General features: G+C 59.3%; 21 protein-coding genes and 1 pseudogene. 16 read left to right on the top strand and 6 right to left on the bottom strand.

Annotated features, from left to right (window positions below; translation table 11 throughout):
* Positions 1-75: 75 nt before the first annotated feature.
* The 6 genes from WC683_03465 to WC683_03440 all read left to right on the top strand — a co-directional run bounded on the left by WC683_03465 (position 76) and on the right by WC683_03440 (position 5,884).
* Positions 76-1,722, top strand: a complete 1,647-nt coding sequence (locus WC683_03465; protein ID MFA4971645.1) for a cytochrome c biogenesis protein CcdA — start codon at positions 76-78, stop codon at positions 1,720-1,722.
* A 30-nt stretch (positions 1,723-1,752) separates the two neighbouring features.
* Entirely contained in the window at positions 1,753-2,292 is a 540-nt protein-coding gene (folE, locus tag WC683_03460; GenBank protein ID MFA4971644.1) for a GTP cyclohydrolase I FolE, read from the top strand.
* Positions 2,293-2,389: 97 nt separating this feature from the next.
* Complete coding sequence (locus WC683_03455) at positions 2,390-3,415, top strand: hypothetical protein (GenBank protein MFA4971643.1); 1,026 nt, start codon at positions 2,390-2,392, stop codon at positions 3,413-3,415.
* A 12-nt stretch (positions 3,416-3,427) separates the two neighbouring features.
* On the top strand, positions 3,428-3,724 hold the full coding sequence (locus tag WC683_03450) for a hypothetical protein (protein ID MFA4971642.1): 297 nt from the start codon (positions 3,428-3,430) through the stop codon (positions 3,722-3,724).
* Positions 3,725-4,046: 322 nt separating this feature from the next.
* A complete protein-coding gene (locus WC683_03445) occupies positions 4,047-4,910 on the top strand; it encodes a sigma-70 family RNA polymerase sigma factor (GenBank protein MFA4971641.1) in 864 nt (287 codons plus the stop codon).
* A gap of 449 nt (positions 4,911-5,359) precedes the next feature.
* Complete coding sequence (locus WC683_03440) at positions 5,360-5,884, top strand: hypothetical protein (GenBank protein ID MFA4971640.1); 525 nt, start codon at positions 5,360-5,362, stop codon at positions 5,882-5,884.
* Between the two features lie 354 nt (positions 5,885-6,238).
* Here the strand turns inward: WC683_03440 and WC683_03435 are convergent, their stop codons facing one another.
* Positions 6,239-6,937: a transposase gene (locus WC683_03435; protein MFA4971639.1), complete on the bottom strand. Its 699-nt coding sequence runs from the start codon at positions 6,935-6,937 to the stop codon at positions 6,239-6,241.
* Between the two features lie 249 nt (positions 6,938-7,186).
* On the opposite strand from WC683_03435, the gene WC683_03430 reads away from it, so the two are divergent.
* On the top strand, positions 7,187-7,633 hold the full coding sequence (locus WC683_03430; protein ID MFA4971638.1) for a hypothetical protein: 447 nt from the start codon (positions 7,187-7,189) through the stop codon (positions 7,631-7,633).
* A 51-nt stretch (positions 7,634-7,684) separates the two neighbouring features.
* Here WC683_03430 and WC683_03425 read toward each other — a convergent pair whose 3' ends face one another.
* Genes WC683_03425 through WC683_03415 form a run of 3 tightly spaced genes read right to left on the bottom strand, consistent with a single transcriptional unit; the run spans position 7,685 to position 10,090 of the window.
* Positions 7,685-8,578 (bottom strand): hypothetical protein, encoded by an 894-nt coding sequence (locus tag WC683_03425; protein ID MFA4971637.1) that lies wholly within the window; start codon positions 8,576-8,578, stop codon positions 7,685-7,687.
* A 43-nt stretch (positions 8,579-8,621) separates the two neighbouring features.
* Positions 8,622-9,263, bottom strand: a complete 642-nt coding sequence (gene trmB, locus WC683_03420; GenBank protein MFA4971636.1) for a tRNA (guanosine(46)-N7)-methyltransferase TrmB — start codon at positions 9,261-9,263, stop codon at positions 8,622-8,624.
* Positions 9,264-9,304: 41 nt separating this feature from the next.
* Complete coding sequence (locus tag WC683_03415; protein MFA4971635.1) at positions 9,305-10,090, bottom strand: EI24 domain-containing protein; 786 nt, start codon at positions 10,088-10,090, stop codon at positions 9,305-9,307.
* A gap of 37 nt (positions 10,091-10,127) precedes the next feature.
* On the opposite strand from WC683_03415, the gene xerD reads away from it, so the two are divergent.
* The 6 genes from xerD to WC683_03385 are packed head-to-tail and all read left to right on the top strand — an operon-like array spanning position 10,128 to position 15,178.
* Positions 10,128-11,021 carry a site-specific tyrosine recombinase XerD gene (xerD, locus tag WC683_03410; protein MFA4971634.1) on the top strand — a complete coding sequence of 298 codons (894 nt, stop codon included), beginning with the start codon at positions 10,128-10,130 and terminating at the stop codon, positions 11,019-11,021.
* 46 nt (positions 11,022-11,067) lie between these two features.
* The gene (locus WC683_03405) at positions 11,068-11,739 is read left to right on the top strand and encodes a site-2 protease family protein (GenBank protein ID MFA4971633.1); all 672 of its coding nucleotides are present in this window, start codon (positions 11,068-11,070) and stop codon (positions 11,737-11,739) included.
* A 13-nt stretch (positions 11,740-11,752) separates the two neighbouring features.
* Positions 11,753-12,751, top strand: coding sequence for a tryptophan--tRNA ligase (gene trpS, locus WC683_03400; protein MFA4971632.1), 999 nt, complete (start codon positions 11,753-11,755; stop codon positions 12,749-12,751).
* A complete protein-coding gene (locus WC683_03395) occupies positions 12,744-13,556 on the top strand; it encodes a segregation/condensation protein A (GenBank protein ID MFA4971631.1) in 813 nt (270 codons plus the stop codon). Before trpS ends, WC683_03395 begins: the two co-directional genes overlap by 8 nt.
* The gene (gene scpB, locus WC683_03390; protein MFA4971630.1) at positions 13,549-14,502 is read left to right on the top strand and encodes an SMC-Scp complex subunit ScpB; all 954 of its coding nucleotides are present in this window, start codon (positions 13,549-13,551) and stop codon (positions 14,500-14,502) included. Before WC683_03395 ends, scpB begins: the two co-directional genes overlap by 8 nt.
* Positions 14,468-15,178, top strand: a complete 711-nt coding sequence (locus tag WC683_03385; protein ID MFA4971629.1) for a pseudouridine synthase — start codon at positions 14,468-14,470, stop codon at positions 15,176-15,178. Before scpB ends, WC683_03385 begins: the two co-directional genes overlap by 35 nt.
* Here the strand turns inward: WC683_03385 and dnaK are convergent.
* Together dnaK and WC683_03375 are read right to left on the bottom strand one after the other, a co-directional pair.
* Positions 15,167-17,073, bottom strand: a pseudogene (gene dnaK / locus WC683_03380) (molecular chaperone DnaK). The gene WC683_03385 and the pseudogene dnaK overlap by 12 nt on opposite strands.
* Before the next feature lie 96 nt (positions 17,074-17,169).
* Positions 17,170-18,543, bottom strand: coding sequence for a thrombospondin type 3 repeat-containing protein (locus WC683_03375; protein MFA4971628.1), 1,374 nt, complete (start codon positions 18,541-18,543; stop codon positions 17,170-17,172).
* Between the two features lie 173 nt (positions 18,544-18,716).
* On the opposite strand from WC683_03375, the gene dnaJ reads away from it, so the two are divergent.
* From dnaJ to WC683_03360, 3 genes are read left to right on the top strand one after another with little or no spacing between them, the layout of a single operon-like run.
* Entirely contained in the window at positions 18,717-19,784 is a 1,068-nt protein-coding gene (gene dnaJ, locus WC683_03370; GenBank protein MFA4971627.1) for a molecular chaperone DnaJ, read from the top strand.
* A gap of 45 nt (positions 19,785-19,829) precedes the next feature.
* Positions 19,830-20,750, top strand: a complete 921-nt coding sequence (locus WC683_03365; GenBank protein MFA4971626.1) for a lysophospholipase — start codon at positions 19,830-19,832, stop codon at positions 20,748-20,750.
* Entirely contained in the window at positions 20,720-21,283 is a 564-nt protein-coding gene (locus tag WC683_03360) for a hypothetical protein (GenBank protein MFA4971625.1), read from the top strand. The genes WC683_03365 and WC683_03360 overlap by 31 nt, the downstream gene beginning before the upstream one ends.

The following is a 21,283-nucleotide window of genomic DNA, read 5'->3' as shown; positions in this document are numbered from 1 at the left end:
TAACGGGGCGCATACTTCAAGGGCAAAGGCCATTAGATTGACCTCATATGCGCCCTCATGTAGTATCCGCGAACCATGCGAAGGATCATATCGTCCGCCATAGCGGTTTTGGCGCTCCTGGTCTCGGTCGGGGCGATGTCGGCCATCGACGTCTCCGAACCCTTCAATGTCGTCTCTGGCTCGGAGGGCGCAAGCCTTCAGCCCGGCTCCAACTTTGAGTTCACCGTCACAATCAGGGTCCCGGAGGGCTATTACCTGTACGCGGACGAGACCGACGTGGATTTCACGAGCTTCGAAGGGCTCATCGTCTCCGACGTATCCTACCCCAAGCCCGAGTCCAGGATGGATCCCTTTCTGGGCAAGAAGGCGAGCGTGTACGACGGCGATCTAACTATAAGGATAAAAGGCAAGATCCCGGCCGGGCTGGCCTCCGGCAGCCGCGAGTTGACCGCACTGGTCAGCTACAGGGGGTGCTCGCCCACGCTCTGTTTCAGGCGGCAGGAGCAGGAGGTCGCGTTCACGGTCGACGTGCTGCAGCATGCTGCAGCCGACGCGAGGCCTCTGCAGGGTCCCTCCATGTCAGAGGAGGGGGAAGGCGCCATACCCGTATCGCTCAAGGAGAAGTTGGGCCTCAAGGACCTGTTGGAGATACGCGATTTCTCCGTGCTGCTCGATCAAGGCGTGGCCTTCACGATCCTGATCGTCTTCCTGGCGGGGGTCCTGACCTCGCTGACCCCTTGCGTCTGGCCGGTGCTGCCCGCAGTCTTCCTGTTCATCGGCATACATCCGCACAAGCGCTTTGCGGAGAACTTATCCATAGCCGGCGCACTGGTCCTGGGCCTCATACTCACATATGCCGCACTCGGCATGGCCGCCGTGGCGCTTGGCCGGAACCTGGGTTTTCTCTTCCAGCAGCGATGGTTTCTCTCGGTGGTGGTCATCTTCTTCATCGCCATGAGCCTCTCCATGTTCGGCGCATTCGACGTGCGCCTGCCGCGCAGGCTCGCGCAACGCATCCACAAACTGGGGGGAGAGGGCTACTGGGGGTCGTTTCTCGCCGGGGTGGGGTTGGGGCTGGTGGCCTCGCCTTGTTCAGGACCCGTGCTCGCCGCGCTCCTCGGCCACGTCGCGCTGCAGAGGAGTTTCCTGGTCGGATTCGGGCTCCTCGTGGTGTTCGGCATGGGCATGGGCGCGATCCTCGTCCTCTTGGGCTCCTGCTACGGCGAGCTCGCGGGCAAACTTCGCGGCGGGCCGTGGCTCGTGTGGGTTAAACGACTCCTCGGCGTCATGCTCCTGTTCCCGGCCGCCTTCTACATGGGAAGCCTTCTCGGCTGGAGCGCAGGCAGTTTCGCTCCTTCGTTCAGGCCCGGGATACAGTGGCTGACCGACGAGGCGGAGGCGCTTGCGCAGGCAAAGCGCGCGGGCAAACCCATGATGATGGAGTTCACGGCCGATTGGTGTCCGCCCTGTCGCACGCTCGAACGCGACTTCTTCAGCCGCTCCGACATCATCGAGCTGGGCGCAAAGCTCGTCTGTCTCCGCGTGGACGCGACGGTGGAGACCTCGGATGTCCGCGATCTGATAGAGAAGTACCGGGTCATGGGCTGGCCCACCGTCATCTTCCTCACCCCGGCCGGCAAGCCGATCGATGAGCTCAAGGTCGGGGACTACGATCCGACCGCGGTCGAGGAGGGGATGCGCAAGGCGCAGGAGCGCCGGTGACCTGTTCACAGCCTGGGAAGGAATTGACCGATGGAAAAAATAATAAGAGGGCTTCTTGAAAAGTTGGGCGAGGACCCCGAGCGCGAGGGGCTCGCGCGCACGCCGGCGCGTGTGAAGGAATCCCTTGCGTTTCTGACCGAGGGCTATCGACAGGACCCGAAGAAACTCATCCAGAACTCGGTGTACTCCGACAAACACGAGGAGATGGTCCTCATCCGCAACATCCCGATCTACAGCCTGTGCGAGCACCACCTGTTGCCGTTCTTCGGCAGCGCCCATGTCGGGTATATTCCGAACGAGAAGATCGTGGGGATATCGAAGATCGCGCGCATGGTCGATCTCTTCGCGCGCAGGCTGCAGGTCCAGGAGCGGCTCACCAATCAGATCGCGGACACGCTCATGGAAACCTTAAAGCCAAAGGGCGTGGCGGTGATCATCGACGCGGAGCACCTGTGCATGCAGATGCGCGGGGTGCAGAAGCGCGGCACCTCGGTCGTCACCTCCGCCATGCTCGGCGCCTTCCGCCGCCGCCCCGAGACCCGCGCGGAGTTCATGAATCTCATCAAGTGAGCGCCCTGGTCCCGTATCCAGCATTTTATGCTGTTGCCTGCCTGAGGCAAATCGGCTAGGGTGCCCCTCAAATCCAAAATCAAAAAGGGAGGTCACTATGAAGCGTTTCATGGTTGCGGCGGTTGTGCTCGCGCTCTTTGTCTTCGCAGGATGCGGCGGCAGCAGCGACAGCGGTGGAGGCGGTGGGGACGACGATCCGGCTGCCGAGACCTTTACGAATGGCGTCAGCACGCTGAACGCTTCGACCACGACCTCCGGCGGCACGATGACGACGGTGGTGACCGACGCGAGCGGAAACCAGATTTTGACTGCGGCGCTCACGGTCAACGGATTGAGCCTCACCTCTCCCGGACAGGAAGGGAGCATCGATACCGTCTTCAGCGAGGCGCTCGCTGCGCTTCCCACCAACTATGCCGCCAACATCCTTGCGACATACATCGCAGGCCAGGTGACCTCCGCCGCCTCGGCCCAGACCTTGGGCCTTGCGGCTAACTGCCTCCTCAACAAGGACAGCCCGGGCTGCGACTGGTTCCCGGACACCCAGTGCACGCTCGGCTGCTGCGCTGATCATGACTACTGCTATGATCTCAACGGCTGCAGCGCAGCCTCCTGGCTGATCATAGGGCAGTCGGTCGAGTGCATAAACTGCAACGGCATCGCCGAGGTCTGCATCGCCAGGGCGTGCGCCAACGTGGATGAAACGAGGACTGAAGACCGCTGCTACGACAACCGCTGCCACCAGTTCTACGACTGCGGCGAGGCGGACTGCTACACCTGCACGTCGCCGTGTGATGAGATCTCGCCCGCGGCATGCACTGCCGGCAGCGTGTCCAACTGTTGCGGCAACGGGACGTGCGAGGTGCTTGAGACGCAGGAAAACTGTCCCGGCGACTGCTCGGACGGTGACGGCTACAACACCTGCTGCGTTGCTAGCGACGACTGTCCCTCCGAAACTGCGTATACTTGCCCCGGGGCTTGCTGCTGCTGCGGTTACGGCGAGGTCTGCACCCAGGATGGCTCGCACGTCTGCACCGGCTCTGCGGCGCAGGTGGTGAGGGAGGCTGATGCGAGCCCCTTCCTTCCTGAGAGCTGCCTGGACAAACCGAAATCAGAGTGCAATTGAGCATGGAGAAGCATGAACGCGACTAATGCAACGGCGGCGGCGATGATCCCTCTGATCTTCGCCGCCGCCCTGTTTTTCGGGGCGATAATCCTCGATATCATCCTCATACGCCGATGGCGCGGGTGGTGGAGGGGTGCGGCATGCGTGCCGATCGCGGCGCTCGTGGTCTGGGCCGCCGTCATCGTCGTCGGGATTATTCGAAACCCCACCTCTCACAACCTCTGGCCCATGGAGCTCATCCTCTGGGGCGCAGGCGCGCTCGTCGCACTTGGCCTCCTCTCGCTCCTCAAACGCCTCATGAAGGCCTGATCTTGTTCCCGAAACCCCTTGAAAACCCGCGAAAAAAAGTGCTAGGCGTCGCATAATTGTTGAGGTATAGCAGGGGGCCATGCCTCAGTTCACTACAGCCCTGTTTCCCCAGTTGCGCGCCATGTCGGATTTTGCCGCTGTCCGCGGTATCGCTGCCTTCGGCCCGGTCTGGTCCGCTGTCGGCCGTGCGGTGCTTACGCCCAACGGCATCGATGCAGGTGCCTTCGGCAATCTTCCCTCGTCATCGGATGATCACGCCCGGTTCGTGCGGTTCAGGGAAAAGGTGATCAAGAAAGTGAGGCCGACGCTCGATCGCCAGGTGATGCGTTTTGTCGATGAAGAGAGTCCGTTCAATCACGAGGCGCTTGCACTTCATGGTTTTGACAGCCCGTCGCAGGTGATCCGATTCGCCCACGCTGCTCGCGCTCAAAAGGTCCTCTCCTTCGAGCCCGCGGAGGTGCTCATCGCATCCGCACTCGCGCTGATCGAGGGCGAGAGGGCATCGATACAGGGGCTCGATCTCTATCCCGGCATCAAGGCAAAGCGCGCGAGCGGAGGGGAGCTCCTGGATCGGGATGAGAAGATCTTCCTGCTCGAGTCGGCAAAGGCCGGCGACAACAAGGCGCTCGACTGGTTGATCTTATTCTATATGCCGTTGATAGCCGGTATCGCTCATAAAATCAGGGCCAAATTCGGCAATGGACCTTTGACCGATGATGAGCTGATTCAGATAGGGAGGGTTGAATTTTCCACTATAGTGAGACTTTATGAGGCATCGCTTGCGAGTTTTGAAACGTACGTCAAGCGTTCGCTTCCTTTGCGGCTCAGGAATGCTGTTGTTCAAAATAGCCGGAGCATAAGCAGGGAGGTCTCCTTGAACGCCCCGCTGGGCGATAGGGACGATCGCACTTATGAGGACTTGATTGAGGATACCAATGTCGTCTATCCGGAGGACGACTTCCTGGACCTGGAGCTGAGGGAAAAGCTGTTTTTGGCGATAGAGGGTTCGGGGTTAGAGAAGAGAGAGAAAATCGCCCTGTTCGAATACTACCTTGAAGAACTCACATATGAGCAGGTCGGTGAAATGCTGGCCGTTAGCAGGCAGATGGCCAGCAACCTGAGCAAATCCGGCATTGGAAAAATCTTGAGAGGATCTCATGCCGCGGATTTAAGAGATTTGTTGTGACTCCGTCACATCCCGGTCTTTCCACCTGTTTTATTCCCTTGATATCTTTAGCACTTTTCGGCAACTTCTGTGAGTAGTGGTTGGTTTCCCCTCTCCCTTGAGGGGAGAGGGCAGGGAGAGGGTGATCCCATGAAGTTCTTTGAGACTTGAGTTTTCTCAGCAGACGGGCCGGGTCGGAGGCATTTGTTTCGCTTACGGCTCGCTTACTCAGACGCCGCTCGTTCGCCTGCGCATTCGGCGTCGCGGCATCACAGGCTTGGAAGGCGACGCCTCCTGACGCCGCTCAACAAACGCCTCCGACCCGTCCCGTCACTCGGCACGCTGTGCCGTGACCGACCTGCCGCGGTCACCAGGTGTGTAATTGGAAATGCATGTCGTGTCCCTGAAATTCCGGAATACACTCTTAGGAGAAAGAGCAACGATAAAGAAGTAACAAAGGAGGATAGTAAATGAATAGCGAATCGATATCGACCGGTACTATGAACGTCTTATTTGCTGGTACTAATATCATACCAACCTCTACTGACATTGCTGGAGTCGTGGCAGGGATGGTAGTTCTTATTTCGTTTATTTTTTTTCTACTGTTACTTCTCCGTAAAAAACGCAAAGAGGGATTACTAGATTTGCTTAAAGCAATATCAGTAATTGTCATCGGAGTCCCCTTTTTTATTGGACTTATAATTTTAGGAGTTCAAATCCATTATTGGTTTTTAAATGGTACTTGGATATCGGTTGAATTGTTGTATCTTGTGTCGCGGGTATGGGGTGACACAACCACGTATGAATGGCTTCTTATGCCTACTTCATGGTTTGGTCTTCATAAAGCTGTATTTTGGATTTTTCGTTTGTCATTGCCTTGGTCTTTAATCATTTTTGGAGGGATAATATTTCTTCCACTATGGGCAGACAAAGGAAGGAAATCTCTCGATCGGTTTATTGATGTGATTGGGCATTCGTCAGATGCTCGGCAATAATTGTAAAATGGTTTGTAACACACAAAAACCTTCAGACGGAGCAAGTTCACAAAACCTTCAGACGGAGCAAGTTCACATAAAACCTTCATACACACAGACGTAGTACGTGCATAGTACGTGCAGACGGAGCAAATTTAGGAAAAATGATATCGTAAGTTTGCCAGTGGCGTGATCCAGTCACAATTGTGGTTGTGCTGAGTTTAGCTCTGTGCCTTTTGAGAGCGAACATATTTCTATTATGATGTTGAAATGATGCAGGACAGAGAGTTGGTGTATCTTCATACACTTCAACAGCAATTTTCTCTGAATCAGGATATGATTGCATGAGATGAATCTGTCAGACTGAAAGGTAGGCTACGCTGGCGGACTCGTCAGACGTATAACTGTAACATCAGTAACTTTGCGGCCCAGTCTCTCGCACAACTCTTGATATTTCCTGAGCACCCAGTCTGGATTGCCTATAAAATGTGTATGCGAGATATTCATCATTCGCCGATTTTCCATCAGCGCTTCAACGATAGCCCGATACTCGCGCTGACGCTCCAGCGTATTCCTTCCCAAAGCTAGATACGAAGGAGAGGGCGTGATGAGCGGGTCTGCCTTGCCGTAGGCATAGTAGCTGTATGAGGACCAATCGTTCTTTCTGGGATGGGTCACCTTTTTGGCCCGGTGTTGATTGAGATCGACATACGCCATGACCGTAAGCATATGCTCGTCCGACTCGATCAGCGGGGACTTAAAGCGGTCCATGACCACCTGCCCGCGCCGTTTTAGCTGCTTGTTGACGATCCTGGCGAACTGGCTGTTCACCACCCTGAAGAATGCGGAGAAGCTGTCTTTACTCTGTAAATGGCCCGTCAGGTGCGGGTGATTATCCATAAAGTTGTAGGAGTAGATCTCAACACCGTACTTGTCCTTATATTTGAGCAGGAGGTCATAGTAGGCACGTTTTGCCCATTCCCACTGAATGAGCCAGTCTTTGTTATGGCACTGCCAGGTGACATGGAAGTAAGCATCGTCATGTATGATCTCGTATCTTGGCAGGTAGGGCATACTAACAAGCATAAGCAAATGCCGTGCCAGGCAATGCCCTAATAGAAACGAGCTGAAGGGAGGTTATAAGGAAGTGGCGTTGTACACCTGCTGCGTTTCGCTGCATCGCTGCCCAATTTCGCTCCGTCTGCAAAAACGGAGGAAGGATAGCCCGACCCTCTCCCATAGACATGAAATGTTGCCCTATCGGGCACGCTGTGCTAATTTCCGATTTGTCATTTGTATAAACAATAACGAAGGGGGGAAAATATGAGATATCTGTTTGTGGTGCTGGCGCTTGTGACCCTGGTTGGCTGCGGCGGTGGCGGTACGGAATGTGCGTTCTCTGAACCCGCGACCCCGACCTATGACCTGGACGGCCAGACGTGGGAGCTGGTGGGAACCACGCCGGAAAACGACTGCCCGGTTCCCGTGACCACGTTCGACGTGAGCGGCACGTTCACGCAGTCCGGCAACACGCTCTCGGTCTCCAGCGAGGGCATCACGCTCACGGGCGAGATCTCGGCCAACCAGATCATGTGGGGCGGATCGATAACGATCGGCGGCGAGACGACCACGATCGAGTGCACAACGATGACCGTGGCGGGCGTCGAGATTGGCGACACCATGTCGTTTGCCAACGCGGCCTGGACCGTCGATTACGGCGACGGGACTTGCAGCGGCACGGCCTCGGGCACGTTCACAAGGACGCTGTAGCAGGCAAGTTTGTTTCAGATCGAAAAAAGCCCCCTTTCGGGGGCTTTGCTTTTATCTGCGGCGCAGGACGATGAGGCGGTTTTCGTATTGGAAGTGGTTGGTGGACATCACCAGGCCGGCGATGGGTTCGACGCCCATGCTGACCCTGGTTATCTCCTCCCACGCATATGGATCGAAATCGATATCCTGAATGACGACGCTGTCGGCCTGGATCACGAGAAAACCGCCGGCCGAGACGTCCCTGCCCAGATATTCCTCCAGATCGCCGAAGAAGAGGCGCGTCTTCCCTTCGTCAGACAGCGCGTCGCGTGAGAGCATGCACGGAGTTGGATTCGTCCAATAGACGATATCGGCCGAGCCGGGCGTGTCGATCTCGTCGAGATCGACCGCGTGCGTGATCAGGTGTGCGATCTCCGGCATGACCTTGTCGATCAAACGAAAATGATCCCGGGCGCGCACGTGCGACGGCTCTTTCACCGTGACCCTCGTCCCCATCCTCCCCAGGGCGCAGGCGAGGTTTGGAATGTCGCCGGGCCCGTTGTCGATCGCCGTGAGGTCGCCGGGGTCGCGGCCTTTGCAGAGCAGGCGGTGGATCGCCTCCAGTCTGGGGAAGCGCAGCTTGTTGCCGGCCAGGAGAATCATCTGTTCTTCCGAGGGTTCGGCGATCATCGTAGGGCGGCCTTGCTCATCAATGATGAAGGGTTCCCTGAGCAGTATCTCCTTTATCTTTCTGTCCAGCGCCGCAGCGCTCGTTTCGCACAGCGGCGCGAAACGAGCAGCGCTCCTCTTCAGGGCTGCGGCAGCGCCGCATGTTGCGGCGCTCGGACCGACGATTTGAAAAGGACAGGGTGAAACGGCTGCGCTGAATGCGCCCGTGGCCATGGCTTGCATGGCCGTGGGCAAAGGGGACAGAAACGCGTACGGCGCTTTGACGCAAAAACTCATGGCTCGTTATCGGCGGTTCACTTATAAAGTTTCGTGTTATTTTTTACACGGTTACCCTTGGGGAAGGCAATGGCTTGATATACCTCTGGTAATATATCGTGCGGCCCTCGGCCTTCCACTTCTCGCTGAAAAGGGTGGGGAATGCGTCGGCAAGATCAGTGACAAAAGGGGCCTCGTAGCAATTTGTCAGCCCCTTGGTGCGCGCGAGCATGCCTGACGAGAGCTCGGCGTATGGCCTGTGGTCAGTTATGAAGCTGAGCGTGCCGCCGGGCCTGAGTACCCTCGCGCAGTCCGCGAGCAGCTCCTCGTTTATCGGCCTGTGCTTCTCGTGTCGCCTCTTGGGCCACGGGTCCGGGAACTGGATGTGGATCTCGTTCACCGTTCCCTGGGCGAAGTGGCGGGGGAGGGCGGCCCTAGCATCGTCCTGGATGATGGTCACGTTCGCGAACCTGCGCCGCTCGATCCTGGCGATCAGCTTGTCCACGCGCTTTCCCTTGATCTCGATGCCGACTATCTCCGCGTCGGGATTTGACTCGGCCAGATGAAAGAGGAAGTCCCCGCGTCCCGGCCCGATCTCCACGATGAGCCTGTTGCCGTGCGTAGGATCGGATGCGCAGGGATACACGAAGGAGGCCTTATGCCTTTGGGTTTGTGTTACAGTGTCTTTAGAACGCCGTACCGGCATGACGGGTGTTATGCAATATCAACGCGATGGGTGTCAATCCTTCAAGTTTTTTCTTTAAGGTATTTCTCGACGTACAAGAGCGTCCCGCCGACGACCATGGGGGGCGCGAAGATGAGGGCGAAGAAGGGGACGATGAAACCCGCGCCGAGGCCGATGAGCGCCCACTTCTCGCGTCTGGCGAACGCCCATCTAGTTTTGAAGGGCACGGCCTTGCGGCCAAAGGGGAGGTCTGCGTAGGAGAAACCCAGGTCCCATGCGCCGAAGAAGAAGATGAGGACCACGTACAGCGGGCCGCCGACTATGGGGATGAAGCTCACAACGAACAGGACCACCGGTATGGCCAGCAGGACCCCGGCCTTCGTGGACTCGACCTTTATCGTGCGCCACAGGTCGGAGAGGAACTTCTTCAAGGTGAAGGGAGGGGGCGGGATGCCCGTGACCATGACCTCCACGCGCTCCGAGAGCATGTCGTTGAACGGGCCTGCCACGACGAAGCTCGCGGCATACGAGACTATGAGGAAGATGATGAGGCTGAGCAGCACGATCAGGATCTGGAAGAGCATGTTGCCTGCCCAGATGATCCAGTTTATGAGGTGCTGCCACCAGGCGTCCGCGACGGCGAAGCCGTGGATTCCGAGCCTTGCCGCGAGCCACGTGTACAGGTCCCCGTAGAAGTGGGCGAAGAGGGCGATCATGGCCGCGAGCAGTATGATGTTGATGACGGTCGGCATCACGGCCCAGGCCCACAGCCTGGGATTGCCCGCCAGGAAGGTGAAGCCTTTGAGAAGATATCTGAAGCCTGCACCGAGATCCTTGATTATGCGCATGCCGATGTATTAGATTAGTTTTCAGATTGAGGCAAGAATGTTGATCGACCACGCCATCGACAAATACCTCACCCACCTCAGGGTCGAAAGACACCTCTCTCCGAACACGCTGGAGGCGTACGGCCACGACCTGCGCAGGTTCGCGGAGCACATGGCGGCCGCGGACGTGACGGACGCGCAGGTCGCGAGCGACAAAGAGGTGCTCTCGTTTCTGGTCTTGCTGCACAAAGGGGATCTGACCTCGCGCAGCGTGACCAGATACCTAGTGGTCATACGCGGCCTCTTCGCCTTCCTTTTGCGCGAGAAGGCGATAGAGAAGGACCCGACCGCGCAGATCGAGTTCCCGGCGCGCTGGAAGAAGCTCCCTCATTTCCTCTCGCTCGAACAGGTGGACGCGCTGCTGGCCGCCCCGGATCGCCGCACGGTCTTGGGTCTTCGCGACCACGCCATCATCCAGCTGTTCTACGCGTCGGGGTTGCGCATCTCCGAGATCAGCACGGTCACGACCGACCGCATAAACCTCCAGCAGGGCTACGTGATGCCGATGGGCAAGGGCTCGAAGGAGAGGATTGTGCCCATGGGAAGGAGCGCGATCGATGCGCTGACGGAGTACCTTGCCGACGGAAGGCCCAGGCTCGCGGGCAAGCGCATATGCGAGAGGCTCTTCCTCTCCAATCACGGAGGCGGGATATGCCGCCAGAGGCTGTGGGAGCTCATAAAGGAACACGCGCGAAAGGCCGGGATTTCGATCAACGTCACCCCACACATGCTGCGCCACTCGTTCGCAACGCATCTCATCGAGCGCGGCGCCGACCTCAGGATCGTGCAGGCCATGCTGGGGCATGCCGATATCTCCACGACCCAGATCTACACGCACGTCTCCCGCGCGCACCTGCAGGATCTGTATAAGAAGTTCCATCCCAGGGCGTGAAAGCCCGCGAATTGACTTTCCGGGCGGTTTCAGATAGCAGGTCTCAATGCACAGCCGGATCATCGACTTCGTCCTCTTCTACCCCCTGTTCCTCTTCTCGCTCTCGTTCCACGAGGCTGCGCACGCCTATATCGCCGATAAATTCGGCGATCCGACCGCCAAGCTCCTCGGCAGGATCAGCCTCTCCCCGTTCCCGCACATGGACCTGATAGGCACGGTTATCCTGCCCTCGATAGGCATACTCACCGGCGCGCCGGTGATAGGTTGGGGCAAGCCGGTGCCGGTCAACCCCTACAGGCTCAAGGGAGAGGCTAGAAAGTCGAACCTGTGGGTTGCGATCGCGGGCCCTGCCTCCAACATATTGCTGGCCCTCGTATTCGCGGCCCTTGTCAGGCTCTTCGTGGCCCTGTTGCCGAGCCTCCCTATGTCGTGGCTCGTATCAGGGAGCATCGGCGCGACAATATTCGGCGGGATGTACGCCATCTTCGAGATGGGCGTTGTCCTCAACCTCGTGCTTGCGGTATTCAACCTCCTGCCCATGCCGCCGCTTGACGGAGGCTCGGTGTTGAGAGGCATCCTCCCCGCATCGAGTCTGGATTCGTTCGACCGCTTCTCGCGCTACAGCTTCATGATTTTGCTTGTATTGTTCGTAACCGGATTGCTAAGGTACATCCTCGTCCCGGTCCTCTATGTGGCCGGATTTCTGCTCCCTAGTTGAGCCAGAGGGCAAGATGGCGGCAAAGAAACGGATACTCAGCGGCAATCGCCCGACCGGAAGGCTCCACTGGGGCAACTACTTCGGCGCGCTCAAAAACTGGGTCGGTCTGCAGGACGAGTACGACTGCTACTACTTCGTGGCGGACTGGCACGCCCTGACCACAGGCTACGAGCACACCGAGGGGATCTGCGAGTCGGTCAAAGAGGTTCTCAAGGACTGGCTCGCGGCAGGCCTCGATCCGAAAAAATCCACCATCTTCATCCAGTCGTGGGTCCCTGAGCACGCGGAGCTGCACCTGCTCCTCTCGATGTTGACCCCGCTGGGCTGGCTCGAACGCGTGCCATCGTTCAAGGACATGCAGGCCCAGCTCGCCGACCGCGACCTCAACATGTACGGGTTCCTCGGCTACCCGCTCCTGCAGGCCGCCGACATCCTCATCTACAAGGCGGACTTTGTGCCCGTGGGCGAGGACCAGCTCGCGCATCTGGAGTTCGCGCGGGAGCTCGTGCGCCGCTTCGCGTTCATCACAAAACACGACGTCTTCTCCGAACCCAAGCCCATGCTGACCGAGGCCCCGCGCATCCCCGGCATCGACGGCCGCAAGATGAGCAAGAGCTTCGGCAACGCCATATACATGGCCGACAGCGATGAGGAGATCCGCAAGAAGATGATGGCCGCGATCACGGATCCGGCCAGAAAGCGCAGGCAGGACCCCGGCGACCCGGATGTCTGCAACATCTTCGCGTATCACAAGCTCTACACCGACCGCGCGAAGGTCGCGGAGATCGCTTCGCAATGCCGCTCCGCCGGCATCGGTTGTGTGGACTGCAAGAAGCTCTGCATCCAGAATGCGATCGAGTTCTGGACGCCCATAAGGGCCAGACGCGAGCGCTGGGAAGGCAAGGACGATGAGCTGCTGGCGATGGCCAGGGCCGGCTCCGAGAGGGCGCGAGAGGTCGCGCGCCTTGTGATGGAGAAGGTCCGCAAGGTGATGGGAGTGGTCTATGGATGACTACAGGGTAAATCTTGAGGTCTTCGAGGGGCCGCTGGATCTGCTCATGCACCTCATCAAGAAGAACGACCTCGACGTCTACGATATCCCGATAGCGTTCGTGCTCGAGGAGTATGTGCGCTACATCGACACTCTCCAGGAGCTGGACATCGACCTCGCAGGCGAGTTCCTGCTCATGGCCGCGGAGCTCGCGCACATCAAGTCGAGGCTTCTGCTGCCCGAGGGCGACGCCGAAGGCGAGGAGGATGAGCTGGACCCGAGGGCGGACCTGGTGAAGCGGCTTCTCGAGTATCAGCGCTACAAACAGGCCTCCGAGCAGATACTCGAGCGCGCCATGCTGGGACGCGACGTCTTTACGCCGATGCAGCCGGAGAGGGTGCTCGTGGAGTCGCAGGGCCCTGTCGAAGGGGACATATACGAGCTGGTGGAGGCGTTCTCGAACATACTCAAGAAGGCGCCGCAGGGGGAGTTCCACGACGTGGCGGTGGACCGCATCTCGGTCAACGACCGCATCTACCAGATAGTGGGTTTGCTCCGGAAGGGCGCCACCACCTCGATCGAGGAGCTCCTGCCGGAGGCGATCACCCGCTACGACATAGTCATCACGTTCATCGCGCTGCTGGAGATGGCGCGCATGAAGATGATCAAGGTGTATCAGAGCAGCACCTGCGGCCTGATCCACATACAATACACGATGGATGATGTGCCGGAGGAGGAAGTGCTCCGGCTGGTCGAGAAGGAAGCCACCGGCTTCGACAGCCCGAAGGCGGATGCTGATGGATCCACAGGGAGGCAAGATGGATAATTCACAGCTCAAACCCATCATCGAGTCCATGATATTCGTCTCTGAGGAGCCGCTCACGGACAGCGCCATCGCGATCGCCCTTGCGGACGCAGGGGTGGAGAAGGCCCAGGTCTGCGAGTGCGTGGTCGAGATAGAGAAGGAGTGGAACGAGAATCCGGCCAGGGGGATCGGTCTCTCCAAGGTCGCTGGCGGCTATCAGTTTCGCACCAAGGAGGAGTGCGCCGAGTGGCTGCGCAGGCTGGCCATACCCAAGCCCATGCGCCTCTCGGGGCCGGCGCTGGAGACGATGGCGATCGTCGCATACAGGCAGCCGATCATGCGCAGCGAGGTGGAGAAGATCCGCGGCGTGGATTCCGGTGGTGTGCTCAAGACGCTGCTCGAGAGAAAGCTGCTCCGCATAGTCGGCCGCAGCCAGGAGCCGGGGCAGCCGCTCCTCTACGGCACGACCAAGGAGTTTTTGGAGATCTTCAATCTCAACACGCTCAAGGACCTCCCGACGCTGAAGGACCTTGACGATCTGATGAGGGAGCGCCGCGAGCAGCTCGGGGCCTCCGCAGGCGCTAAGGCGCAGGGGTCGGGCGACGACGAGGAGGACCTGACCGAGGTCATCGGCTCGGATGAAGAGGAGGAAGAGACCGAGGTCATCAAACGTCGCCCGCTCGACGAGGGCGAGGAGAACGAAGAGGACATGGAGGCGCTCTCGGAACTCGAGAGCCAGATCAAGGGGCTCAGGCGACTCGAGCGGGAGATATTCCCCTCGCAGCAAGAGGAGTCGCTGGAAGCGGTCGAAAACCCGGTGCAGGGAGAGGGCGGGGATGCGCAAGATGGAACCGGAAAGATGGAAACGACCTCTGAAAAAGAGGCGTCCGAAGCCGCGGCCGTATCAACAGACAATCCGGCTGCCGGAGAAGATGCGCCTCCAGAGGTTTATCGCCCTGTCGAGTGAGCTGTCGAGGCGGGCTGCCGAGGCGGCGATCGCGCGTGGCGAGGTGTCGGTGAACGGGGCCGCGGTCGCGGGCAAGGGGACCACGGTCGATCCGTCGCGCGACCGCGTCGAGCTCGCAGGCAAGCTGCTTCAGATTCCGCAGGGCCGCACGTACATCGCGTTCTTCAAGCCGCACAACACCATGGTCACCAAGAGCGATCCCGAGGGCAGGCCGCTCCTATGGGACCTGATTTCGGAGTGGAAGGGAAGGCTCAATTCGGTCGGCAGGCTCGACTTCGACTCAGAGGGCCTCATCATACTCACCGACGACGGCGACTTTCTCAACATCCTCACGCATCCCAAGCATGAGATATGGAAGACCTATCGCGTGCGAGTCAAGGGTGAACCCGCTCCCCATGACCTCGACGCATTGAAGAACGGCGTCCCGCTCTCAGACGGCGCTGCCCTGCCTGCGCGCGTGCGCAGGATCGACAAGGGCGACGGAAACGCGCTCATGGAGATATCGATCCGCGAGGGGAGGAACCGCCAGGTGCGCAGGATGTTCGACGCGATCGGCTATCCGGTGATCAGACTCCGCAGGATCGCGGTAGGTCCGGTGAGGTTGGGCAGGCTCACGCCGGGCAAGTGGCGGCACCTGACGCACGACGAGGTCCAGGGACTCATGTCAGTCCTTTGATTCTGTGAACTCGGCGTCCACGACCTTCTCGTCCTTCTTCTCCTCATCCTTCTTGGGCTCCTCCGCGCTTCCCGTCGTCTGCGGTCCGGGCTCCGTCGAGGTGGCCTTGTACATCGCCTCGGCCATCTTGTGCGAGGCCTGGGTGAGCTCCTCCATCGTCTTCTTTATCTTTGCGGCGTCCTTTTCCTCTATCGCCTTCTTGCATGCCTCGCAGGCCTCTTCGATCCGCTTCGCGTCTTCATCCGCGACCTTGGAGCGGTTCTCCTTCAGAACCTTCTCGGTGTTGTAGACGAGCCCGTCGGCCTGGTTGCGCAGATCGATCTCCTCGCGTCTCTTCTTGTCCTCGGACTCGTGGGACTTCGCTTCTTTGACCAGCCTGTCGATGTCGTTCTTCTCAAGGCCGGAGCTCGCGGTTATCGTGATCTTCTGTTCCTTGCTCGTGGCCTTGTCCTTGGCCATGACGTGGACGATGCCGTTGGCGTCGATGTCGAATGTGACCTCGATCTGGGGGATGCCGCGCGGCGCCGGCGGTATGCCGTCAAGGTGGAAGCGGCCGAGCGTGCGGTTGTCGCCCGCCATTTCGCGCTCGCCCTGCATGACGTGGACCTCGACCGAGGTCTGGCTGTCGGCCGCGGTGGAGAAGACCTGGCTCTTGCGCGTGGGGATCGTGGTGTTGCGTTCGATCAGCCTCGTCATCACGCCGCCCAGCGTCTCGATGCCCAGCGAGAGGGGGGTCACGTCCAGCAGAAGCATGTCCTTCACCTCGCCGGCCAGCACTCCGGCCTGGACAGCGGCGCCTGCGGCGACGACCTCGTCCGGATTCACGCCCATGTGGGATCTTTGCCGAAGAAGTCCTTGACGATCTTCTGCACCTTAGGGATGCGCGTGGAGCCTCCGACCAGCACCACCTCGTCGATCTCCGAGGCGGATTTACCCGCGTCCTTGAGCGCTTTCTGGCACGGCTCCAGCGTCTTGACCAGCAGGTCGTCCACGAGCGCCTCGAACTTGGCGCGCGTGAGCTTCAAGTTCATGTGCTTGGGGCCCGAGGCGTCTGCGGTGAGGAACGGCAGGTTGATCTCGGTCTCCATGGTCTGGGAGAGCTCGATCTTCGCTTTCTCGGCGGCCTCCTTGAGGCGCTGCAGCACCATCTTGTCCTTGGACACGTCGATGCCCTGATCCTTCTTGAATTCGTCGATGAGGTATTCCATCAGCCTCTGGTCGATGTTGTCGCCGCCCAAGTGCGTGTCGCCGTTTGTGGAGTGCACCTCGACAACGTTCTCGCCGACCTCCAGGATCGATATGTCGAATGTGCCGCCGCCGAAATCGAACACCGCGATCGTCTCGTCCTTCTTCCTGTCGAGGCCGTAGGCGAGCGCGGCCGCGGTCGGCTCGTTGACTATCCTCTTCACGTCGAAGCCCGCGATCTTCCCGGCGTCCTTGGTCGCCTGGCGCTGGCTGTCGTTGAAGTAGGCCGGAGTGGTGATCACCGCCTCGGTGACCGGCTCGCCGAGATAGTTCTCGGCGGCGCGCTTTAGCTTGCGGAGTATGTGCGCCGAGATCTCCGGCGGGGCGAAGGTCTTGTCGCCGACTATCACCTCCGCGTCGCCGTTGTTCGCGTGGCCTACCTTGTACGGGACTATGCGGATCTCCTCAGGGACCTCGTCGTACTTGCGGCCCATGAAGCGCTTGATGGAGTAGATCGTGTTGTCGGGGTTGGTGATTGCCTGGCGCTTGGCGATCTGGCCCACCAGGATCTCGCCGTCCTTTGTGAACGCCACCACCGAAGGGGTGGTGCGGCTGCCCTCCTCGTTCGGTATGATCTTGGGCTCGCCGCCCTCCATAACAGATACGCAGGAGTTGGTGGTGCCCAGATCGATTCCTATTATCTTTCCCATATTTGCCTCCATTGCCGGATTGATGAATCTGAACGCAGGGCTGATATGGGGTCTTTTTGCAGTGTAGTCAAGGGCTTTGGGGATATCGGCGTGCGGCTACGTGGTGCCGTCGATCTTGAAGGAGACGCTCTCGGCCAGCTCGTCCTCATCCAGGCCGTCGGCGCTGAAGGATGCCTCGCAGATCACCTCTTCGTCGGCCGCAGGCGAGGGCAGCTTGAAAGTGATGTCCTTGAAGAATATCTCGCCCGGGTCGATCGTCTCGGCGCGGCAGAGGACAAAGGTGCCGTAGTTGAGGCATCCGGCCGGGGCCTGTATCACCGAACCCGCTGGCGGGCTGAAGCGGAGGTCGCCCTTTGAGACCGCGCTGTGGCCGCGGTTCTCCACCAGCACCTTCACCTGGGCGTTCGATCCGGCGGCGAGCATGCCGGACGAGGGTATCGGCGTGGTGAGGCTCTGATAGACGGCTACCGATACGTCGCGTATCAGGTCTATGGGGATTGCCTCCATCTCGAGTTCCTGTTCGTAGCATTCGGCTGAGGGCTCGAGCTTCACCTCAGTGGCGCCGATCTCGATATCCTCGTCCACCGCGAGATTCAGCGTGACCATAGTGAACCCGCTTGCCGAGAGGGAGGGGCCGCCGGTCTGCGCCTTTTCGGAGCTCGTCGTGGCCTCGCTGAAATTGACGATGTTGAATATCTGGTCGTAGGAGTCCACGCCGGTCTGCGTGGCCGACTGATCCAAGGTGACTCCCTCGGGCAGGTTGAGCGGGTCGAGCACGCAACCCTGCGGATACGGTATCTTCACGACGCACGTCTCTCCTGCATAGCATTCGATCTTGAGGCGCTTCGGCATCTCTGCGAGGACCTTTGAGAAGTTCATCGACACCGGTATGTCCACCTCAAACCCCTTGAACTTGACGTTGCGGCAGTACTTGGAGCCGCTCCAGCCGTCGGGTTCCGTCGTCGTCGTGGTGGTCGTGGTTTCTTCCTCGCTTTCCTCGTCTTCATCATCGTCGCAGAGATCTCCTATGTCGTCGCCGTCCGTGTCGAGCTGGTCCGTGTTGACGTCGTACGGGCAGTTGTCCGCGGTGTCGATTATGCCGTCGCCGTCGCTATCTGAAGTTGAGGTCGTCACGGCCTTTGGCACTTGCGCCGAGACTTCCTGTCCCAGCGACTGCATCACGTAGGCGAAGTTTGCCTCTGCGAAGGAGAGGTCGGTCTCCACGCAGAGGTAGCCTGACTTTGCCTTGACCGGGACGTTGAAGAGCCCGGCCTTGTCCGCATATTGCTCTGCGACGAGCTTGCTGTCGCGCGTGACCATGAGTTTTGCGAATGGGATGCCGGACTCGCCGCTGTTCATCTCGCCGTTTCCGTTTTTGTCCAGGAAGACCGTGCCGGTTACGCTGCTCTGGCATCCGGCGAGGATGACTGCCGTCGCCATGAGCCCGAGGAGAATGATGGTTTTTCTCATAAATTCACCTCTTGGTTTTGCCACCGATTATATCTTAAGCAAAGCGCGTGCCATAGCATTTAGATAAAAAATATTATAAAACAAGCAATTAAGATGAGAAACGATTCTCTATTTGAGAGGATTGTCAATATGTTGACGATTGAACTGCCGGCTGATATGCGCGGGGACTCGATATGATCAAGAGGGACTACTACGAAGTTCTGGGGGTCGCGCGCAGCGCGGGCGATGCCGACATCAAGAAGGCCTATCGCAAGCTCGCGCTCGATTTTCACCCTGACCGGAACCCTGATCCTGCCGCAGAGGAGAGGTTCAAGGAGGCCTCCGAGGCCTACGAGGTGCTTTCGGATTCCAGGCGCAGGCAGATATACGACGCCTACGGCCACGAGGGGCTCGCCGGCGCCGGGTTCCACGGGTTCACGGACATCGGCGACATCTTCGGTTCGATGGGGGACATCTTCGAGGAGTTCTTCGGCTCCATGGCGGACTTCGGCTTCCGGAGCGGAAGGGGCGGCAGGAGGAGGGCGCGCGCCGGCGCCGACATGAGGTACGACCTCACGATATCTTTCATGGAAGCGGCGGAGGGCGTGGAGAAGGAGATATCGATCTCGCGCGTGGCGCTCTGCGAGGTCTGCGGCGGCAGCGGCCAGGAGCCGGGTTCGAAGAGGGAGAGCTGCAGGGCTTGCGGCGGCAGCGGAGCCATCATGCAGCGACAGGGCTTCTTCATGATCCAGACCACCTGTCCGGAGTGCCGCGGAGAGGGCGAGCGCATAGAGAAACCTTGCAAGGAGTGCAAGGGAGAGGGGCGCAGGCCGAGCCACGACAAGATAAGCGTGAAGATTCCGGCGGGTGTGGAGAACGGGATGCAGCTCGTGCTCCGGGGCAAGGGACATCAGGGGGAACGCGGGGCGCCGGCCGGCGACCTCTTTGTTTTCGTGAGCGTCACGCCGCATCAGCTCTTCGAGAGGTCAGGCGACGACATAGTCCTCACCATGCCGATCTCATTCCCGCAGGCCGCGCTCGGCGACACGATAAAGGTGCCCGGCCTCAAGGACGAGGCCGAAATAAAGGTGCCGGCCGGGACGGAGACGGGAGATGAGATCCGCATAAAGGGGGCGGGCATCCCTCGCCTGAGGTCGAGCGGCAAAAAGGGAGACGAGATAGTCCGTTTCGTGGTCAAGACGCCCAAGAATCTGAGCAAGCGACAGAAGGAACTGCTCAGGGAATTCATAAAAGAAAAATAGCTTTGCGTTGCATTCTCCGCACGGATTTATTAACAGGATTTTGCGATGCCGATGAATATCTCCATAAAGTACGCGACGTTCTCCGGCGGGATCAAACACTTCTATCAGCACTGGATCCCCTCCGATCCGCAGGCGCTCGTCGTATATGTCCACGGGCTGGGCGATCACTGCGGCAGGTACTCGAGGCTCGTGCAGGCGTTCTCCGACGCAGGCATAGCGGTCGCAATGTACGATCAACGCGGGCACGGCCTCAGCGAAGGGAGGAGGGGCCACGTCGAGCGCTTCAACGAATGGGTCGATGACTTGGCCGCGTTCGTGCAGTTCTCCTCTTCGGCCGTCTCTCTTGAAACGCCCATCTTCATCGTGGGTCAGAGCCTCGGCGCGCTGATCTCTATCAATTACGTCCTGACGCATGCCGCGAGGATCGCAGGAATCGTTACGATTTCAGCTGCGCTGCAGCCGACGGTGAATATCCCCGGCTGGAAGAGGAAGGTGGCGACGAGGCTCTCCGCCGTGGCTCCGTGGTTCACCATACAGAGCGGCGTAAAGCTTGCTGATCTCACGAGGGAAGCCGAAGAGGTCGAGGCGCTGGCCAGGGACCCCTTGTTCCACACCAGGCTCTCCATCGCGGCAGGTCTCGAGATCGAGAGGAACGCGGGGCTGGTGGGCGGCATGCCGCACAGGCTGCACGAGCCGCTGCTCATGCTCGCCGGCACGGCCGATCGCGTATGCGACCCGCAGGCGAGTTCGTGGTTCGCCGCGCGCGCCAGCTCGATCGACAAGGCGTGCAAGGTCTACGACGGCATGTCACACGACCTGTTGCACGATCACGGCTGGCAGGAGGTCGCGAGGGATATGCGCGACTGGATCTATGAGAGGGCGCGGACGATATCCGCGCACGGCAATCAATATCATCTGGGCGGGAGGATCGAGGTATGTCAAGACGTCTCACATGCGCAGCGATAGCGTTGGTCCTGTTTTTGGCGCCGTCAGCCTCGCAGGCCGGGTACCGGTGGGATCTCAACAAGATGACGAAGACCGGCCGCATCTATCATACCAGCGCTTGGGACGCAGAGCTCATCTGGCACGCGACATTCTTCGACGACGCGTTCCGCGAAGTCTTCAAAAAACAGCACCGGAAGATAAAGCATCTCGACCCGATAGACGCCGAGCGCTTTGAGATGGAGCAGGGCCAGCGCCACGGCGAAGGCTGGGATTTCTTCGTGTCGATGTACACCAAGGATGAGTATAAGGATTTCTCGACCTATGAGGATTCGTTCTGGCGCATCGAGCTCAAGACCGGCGACGGGGAAGTCGTAAAGCCGATGCTCGTGGAGAAGCTGCAGATCACTCCGTACGAGCGGAAGATGTTCCCTTACCTCGACAGGTGGTCGAGGGGATACAGGGTCACCTTCCCGAAGGTCCCATTGGGAAACGAGATTGAGCTTACGATCATGAGCGTCGTCGGCGCATCGACGGTGAAATGGAATATCCGCTGA

It is taken from the genome of bacterium (genome assembly GCA_041648665.1).
GTDB lineage: Bacteria > UBA10199 > UBA10199 > 2-02-FULL-44-16 > JAAZCA01 > JAFGMW01.
The sequence above is the reverse complement of the archived record's forward strand: the minus strand, read 5'-3'. Positions and strand labels throughout refer to the sequence as shown.

Bases quoted from the DNA above. Each gene is read 5' to 3' on its own strand.
- WC683_03465 (MFA4971645.1), top strand. From the start codon at position 76: ATGCGAAGGATCATATCGTCCGCCATAGCGGTTTTGGCGCTCCTGGTC.
- folE (MFA4971644.1), top strand. From the start codon at position 1,753: ATGGAAAAAATAATAAGAGGGCTTCTTGAAAAGTTGGGCGAGGACCCC.
- WC683_03455 (MFA4971643.1), top strand. From the start codon at position 2,390: ATGAAGCGTTTCATGGTTGCGGCGGTTGTGCTCGCGCTCTTTGTCTTC.
- WC683_03450 (MFA4971642.1), top strand. From the start codon at position 3,428: ATGAACGCGACTAATGCAACGGCGGCGGCGATGATCCCTCTGATCTTC.
- WC683_03445 (MFA4971641.1), top strand. From the start codon at position 4,047: ATGCGTTTTGTCGATGAAGAGAGTCCGTTCAATCACGAGGCGCTTGCA.
- WC683_03440 (MFA4971640.1), top strand. From the start codon at position 5,360: ATGAATAGCGAATCGATATCGACCGGTACTATGAACGTCTTATTTGCT.
- WC683_03435 (MFA4971639.1), bottom strand. From the start codon at position 6,937: ATGCCCTACCTGCCAAGATACGAGATCATACATGACGATGCTTACTTC.
- WC683_03430 (MFA4971638.1), top strand. From the start codon at position 7,187: ATGAGATATCTGTTTGTGGTGCTGGCGCTTGTGACCCTGGTTGGCTGC.
- WC683_03425 (MFA4971637.1), bottom strand. From the start codon at position 8,578: ATGAGTTTTTGCGTCAAAGCGCCGTACGCGTTTCTGTCCCCTTTGCCC.
- trmB (MFA4971636.1), bottom strand. From the start codon at position 9,263: ATGCCGGTACGGCGTTCTAAAGACACTGTAACACAAACCCAAAGGCAT.
- WC683_03415 (MFA4971635.1), bottom strand. From the start codon at position 10,090: ATGCGCATAATCAAGGATCTCGGTGCAGGCTTCAGATATCTTCTCAAA.
- xerD (MFA4971634.1), top strand. From the start codon at position 10,128: ATGTTGATCGACCACGCCATCGACAAATACCTCACCCACCTCAGGGTC.
- WC683_03405 (MFA4971633.1), top strand. From the start codon at position 11,068: ATGCACAGCCGGATCATCGACTTCGTCCTCTTCTACCCCCTGTTCCTC.
- trpS (MFA4971632.1), top strand. From the start codon at position 11,753: ATGGCGGCAAAGAAACGGATACTCAGCGGCAATCGCCCGACCGGAAGG.
- WC683_03395 (MFA4971631.1), top strand. From the start codon at position 12,744: ATGGATGACTACAGGGTAAATCTTGAGGTCTTCGAGGGGCCGCTGGAT.
- scpB (MFA4971630.1), top strand. From the start codon at position 13,549: ATGGATAATTCACAGCTCAAACCCATCATCGAGTCCATGATATTCGTC.
- WC683_03385 (MFA4971629.1), top strand. From the start codon at position 14,468: ATGCGCCTCCAGAGGTTTATCGCCCTGTCGAGTGAGCTGTCGAGGCGG.
- WC683_03375 (MFA4971628.1), bottom strand. From the start codon at position 18,543: ATGAGAAAAACCATCATTCTCCTCGGGCTCATGGCGACGGCAGTCATC.
- dnaJ (MFA4971627.1), top strand. From the start codon at position 18,717: ATGATCAAGAGGGACTACTACGAAGTTCTGGGGGTCGCGCGCAGCGCG.
- WC683_03365 (MFA4971626.1), top strand. From the start codon at position 19,830: ATGCCGATGAATATCTCCATAAAGTACGCGACGTTCTCCGGCGGGATC.
- WC683_03360 (MFA4971625.1), top strand. From the start codon at position 20,720: ATGTCAAGACGTCTCACATGCGCAGCGATAGCGTTGGTCCTGTTTTTG.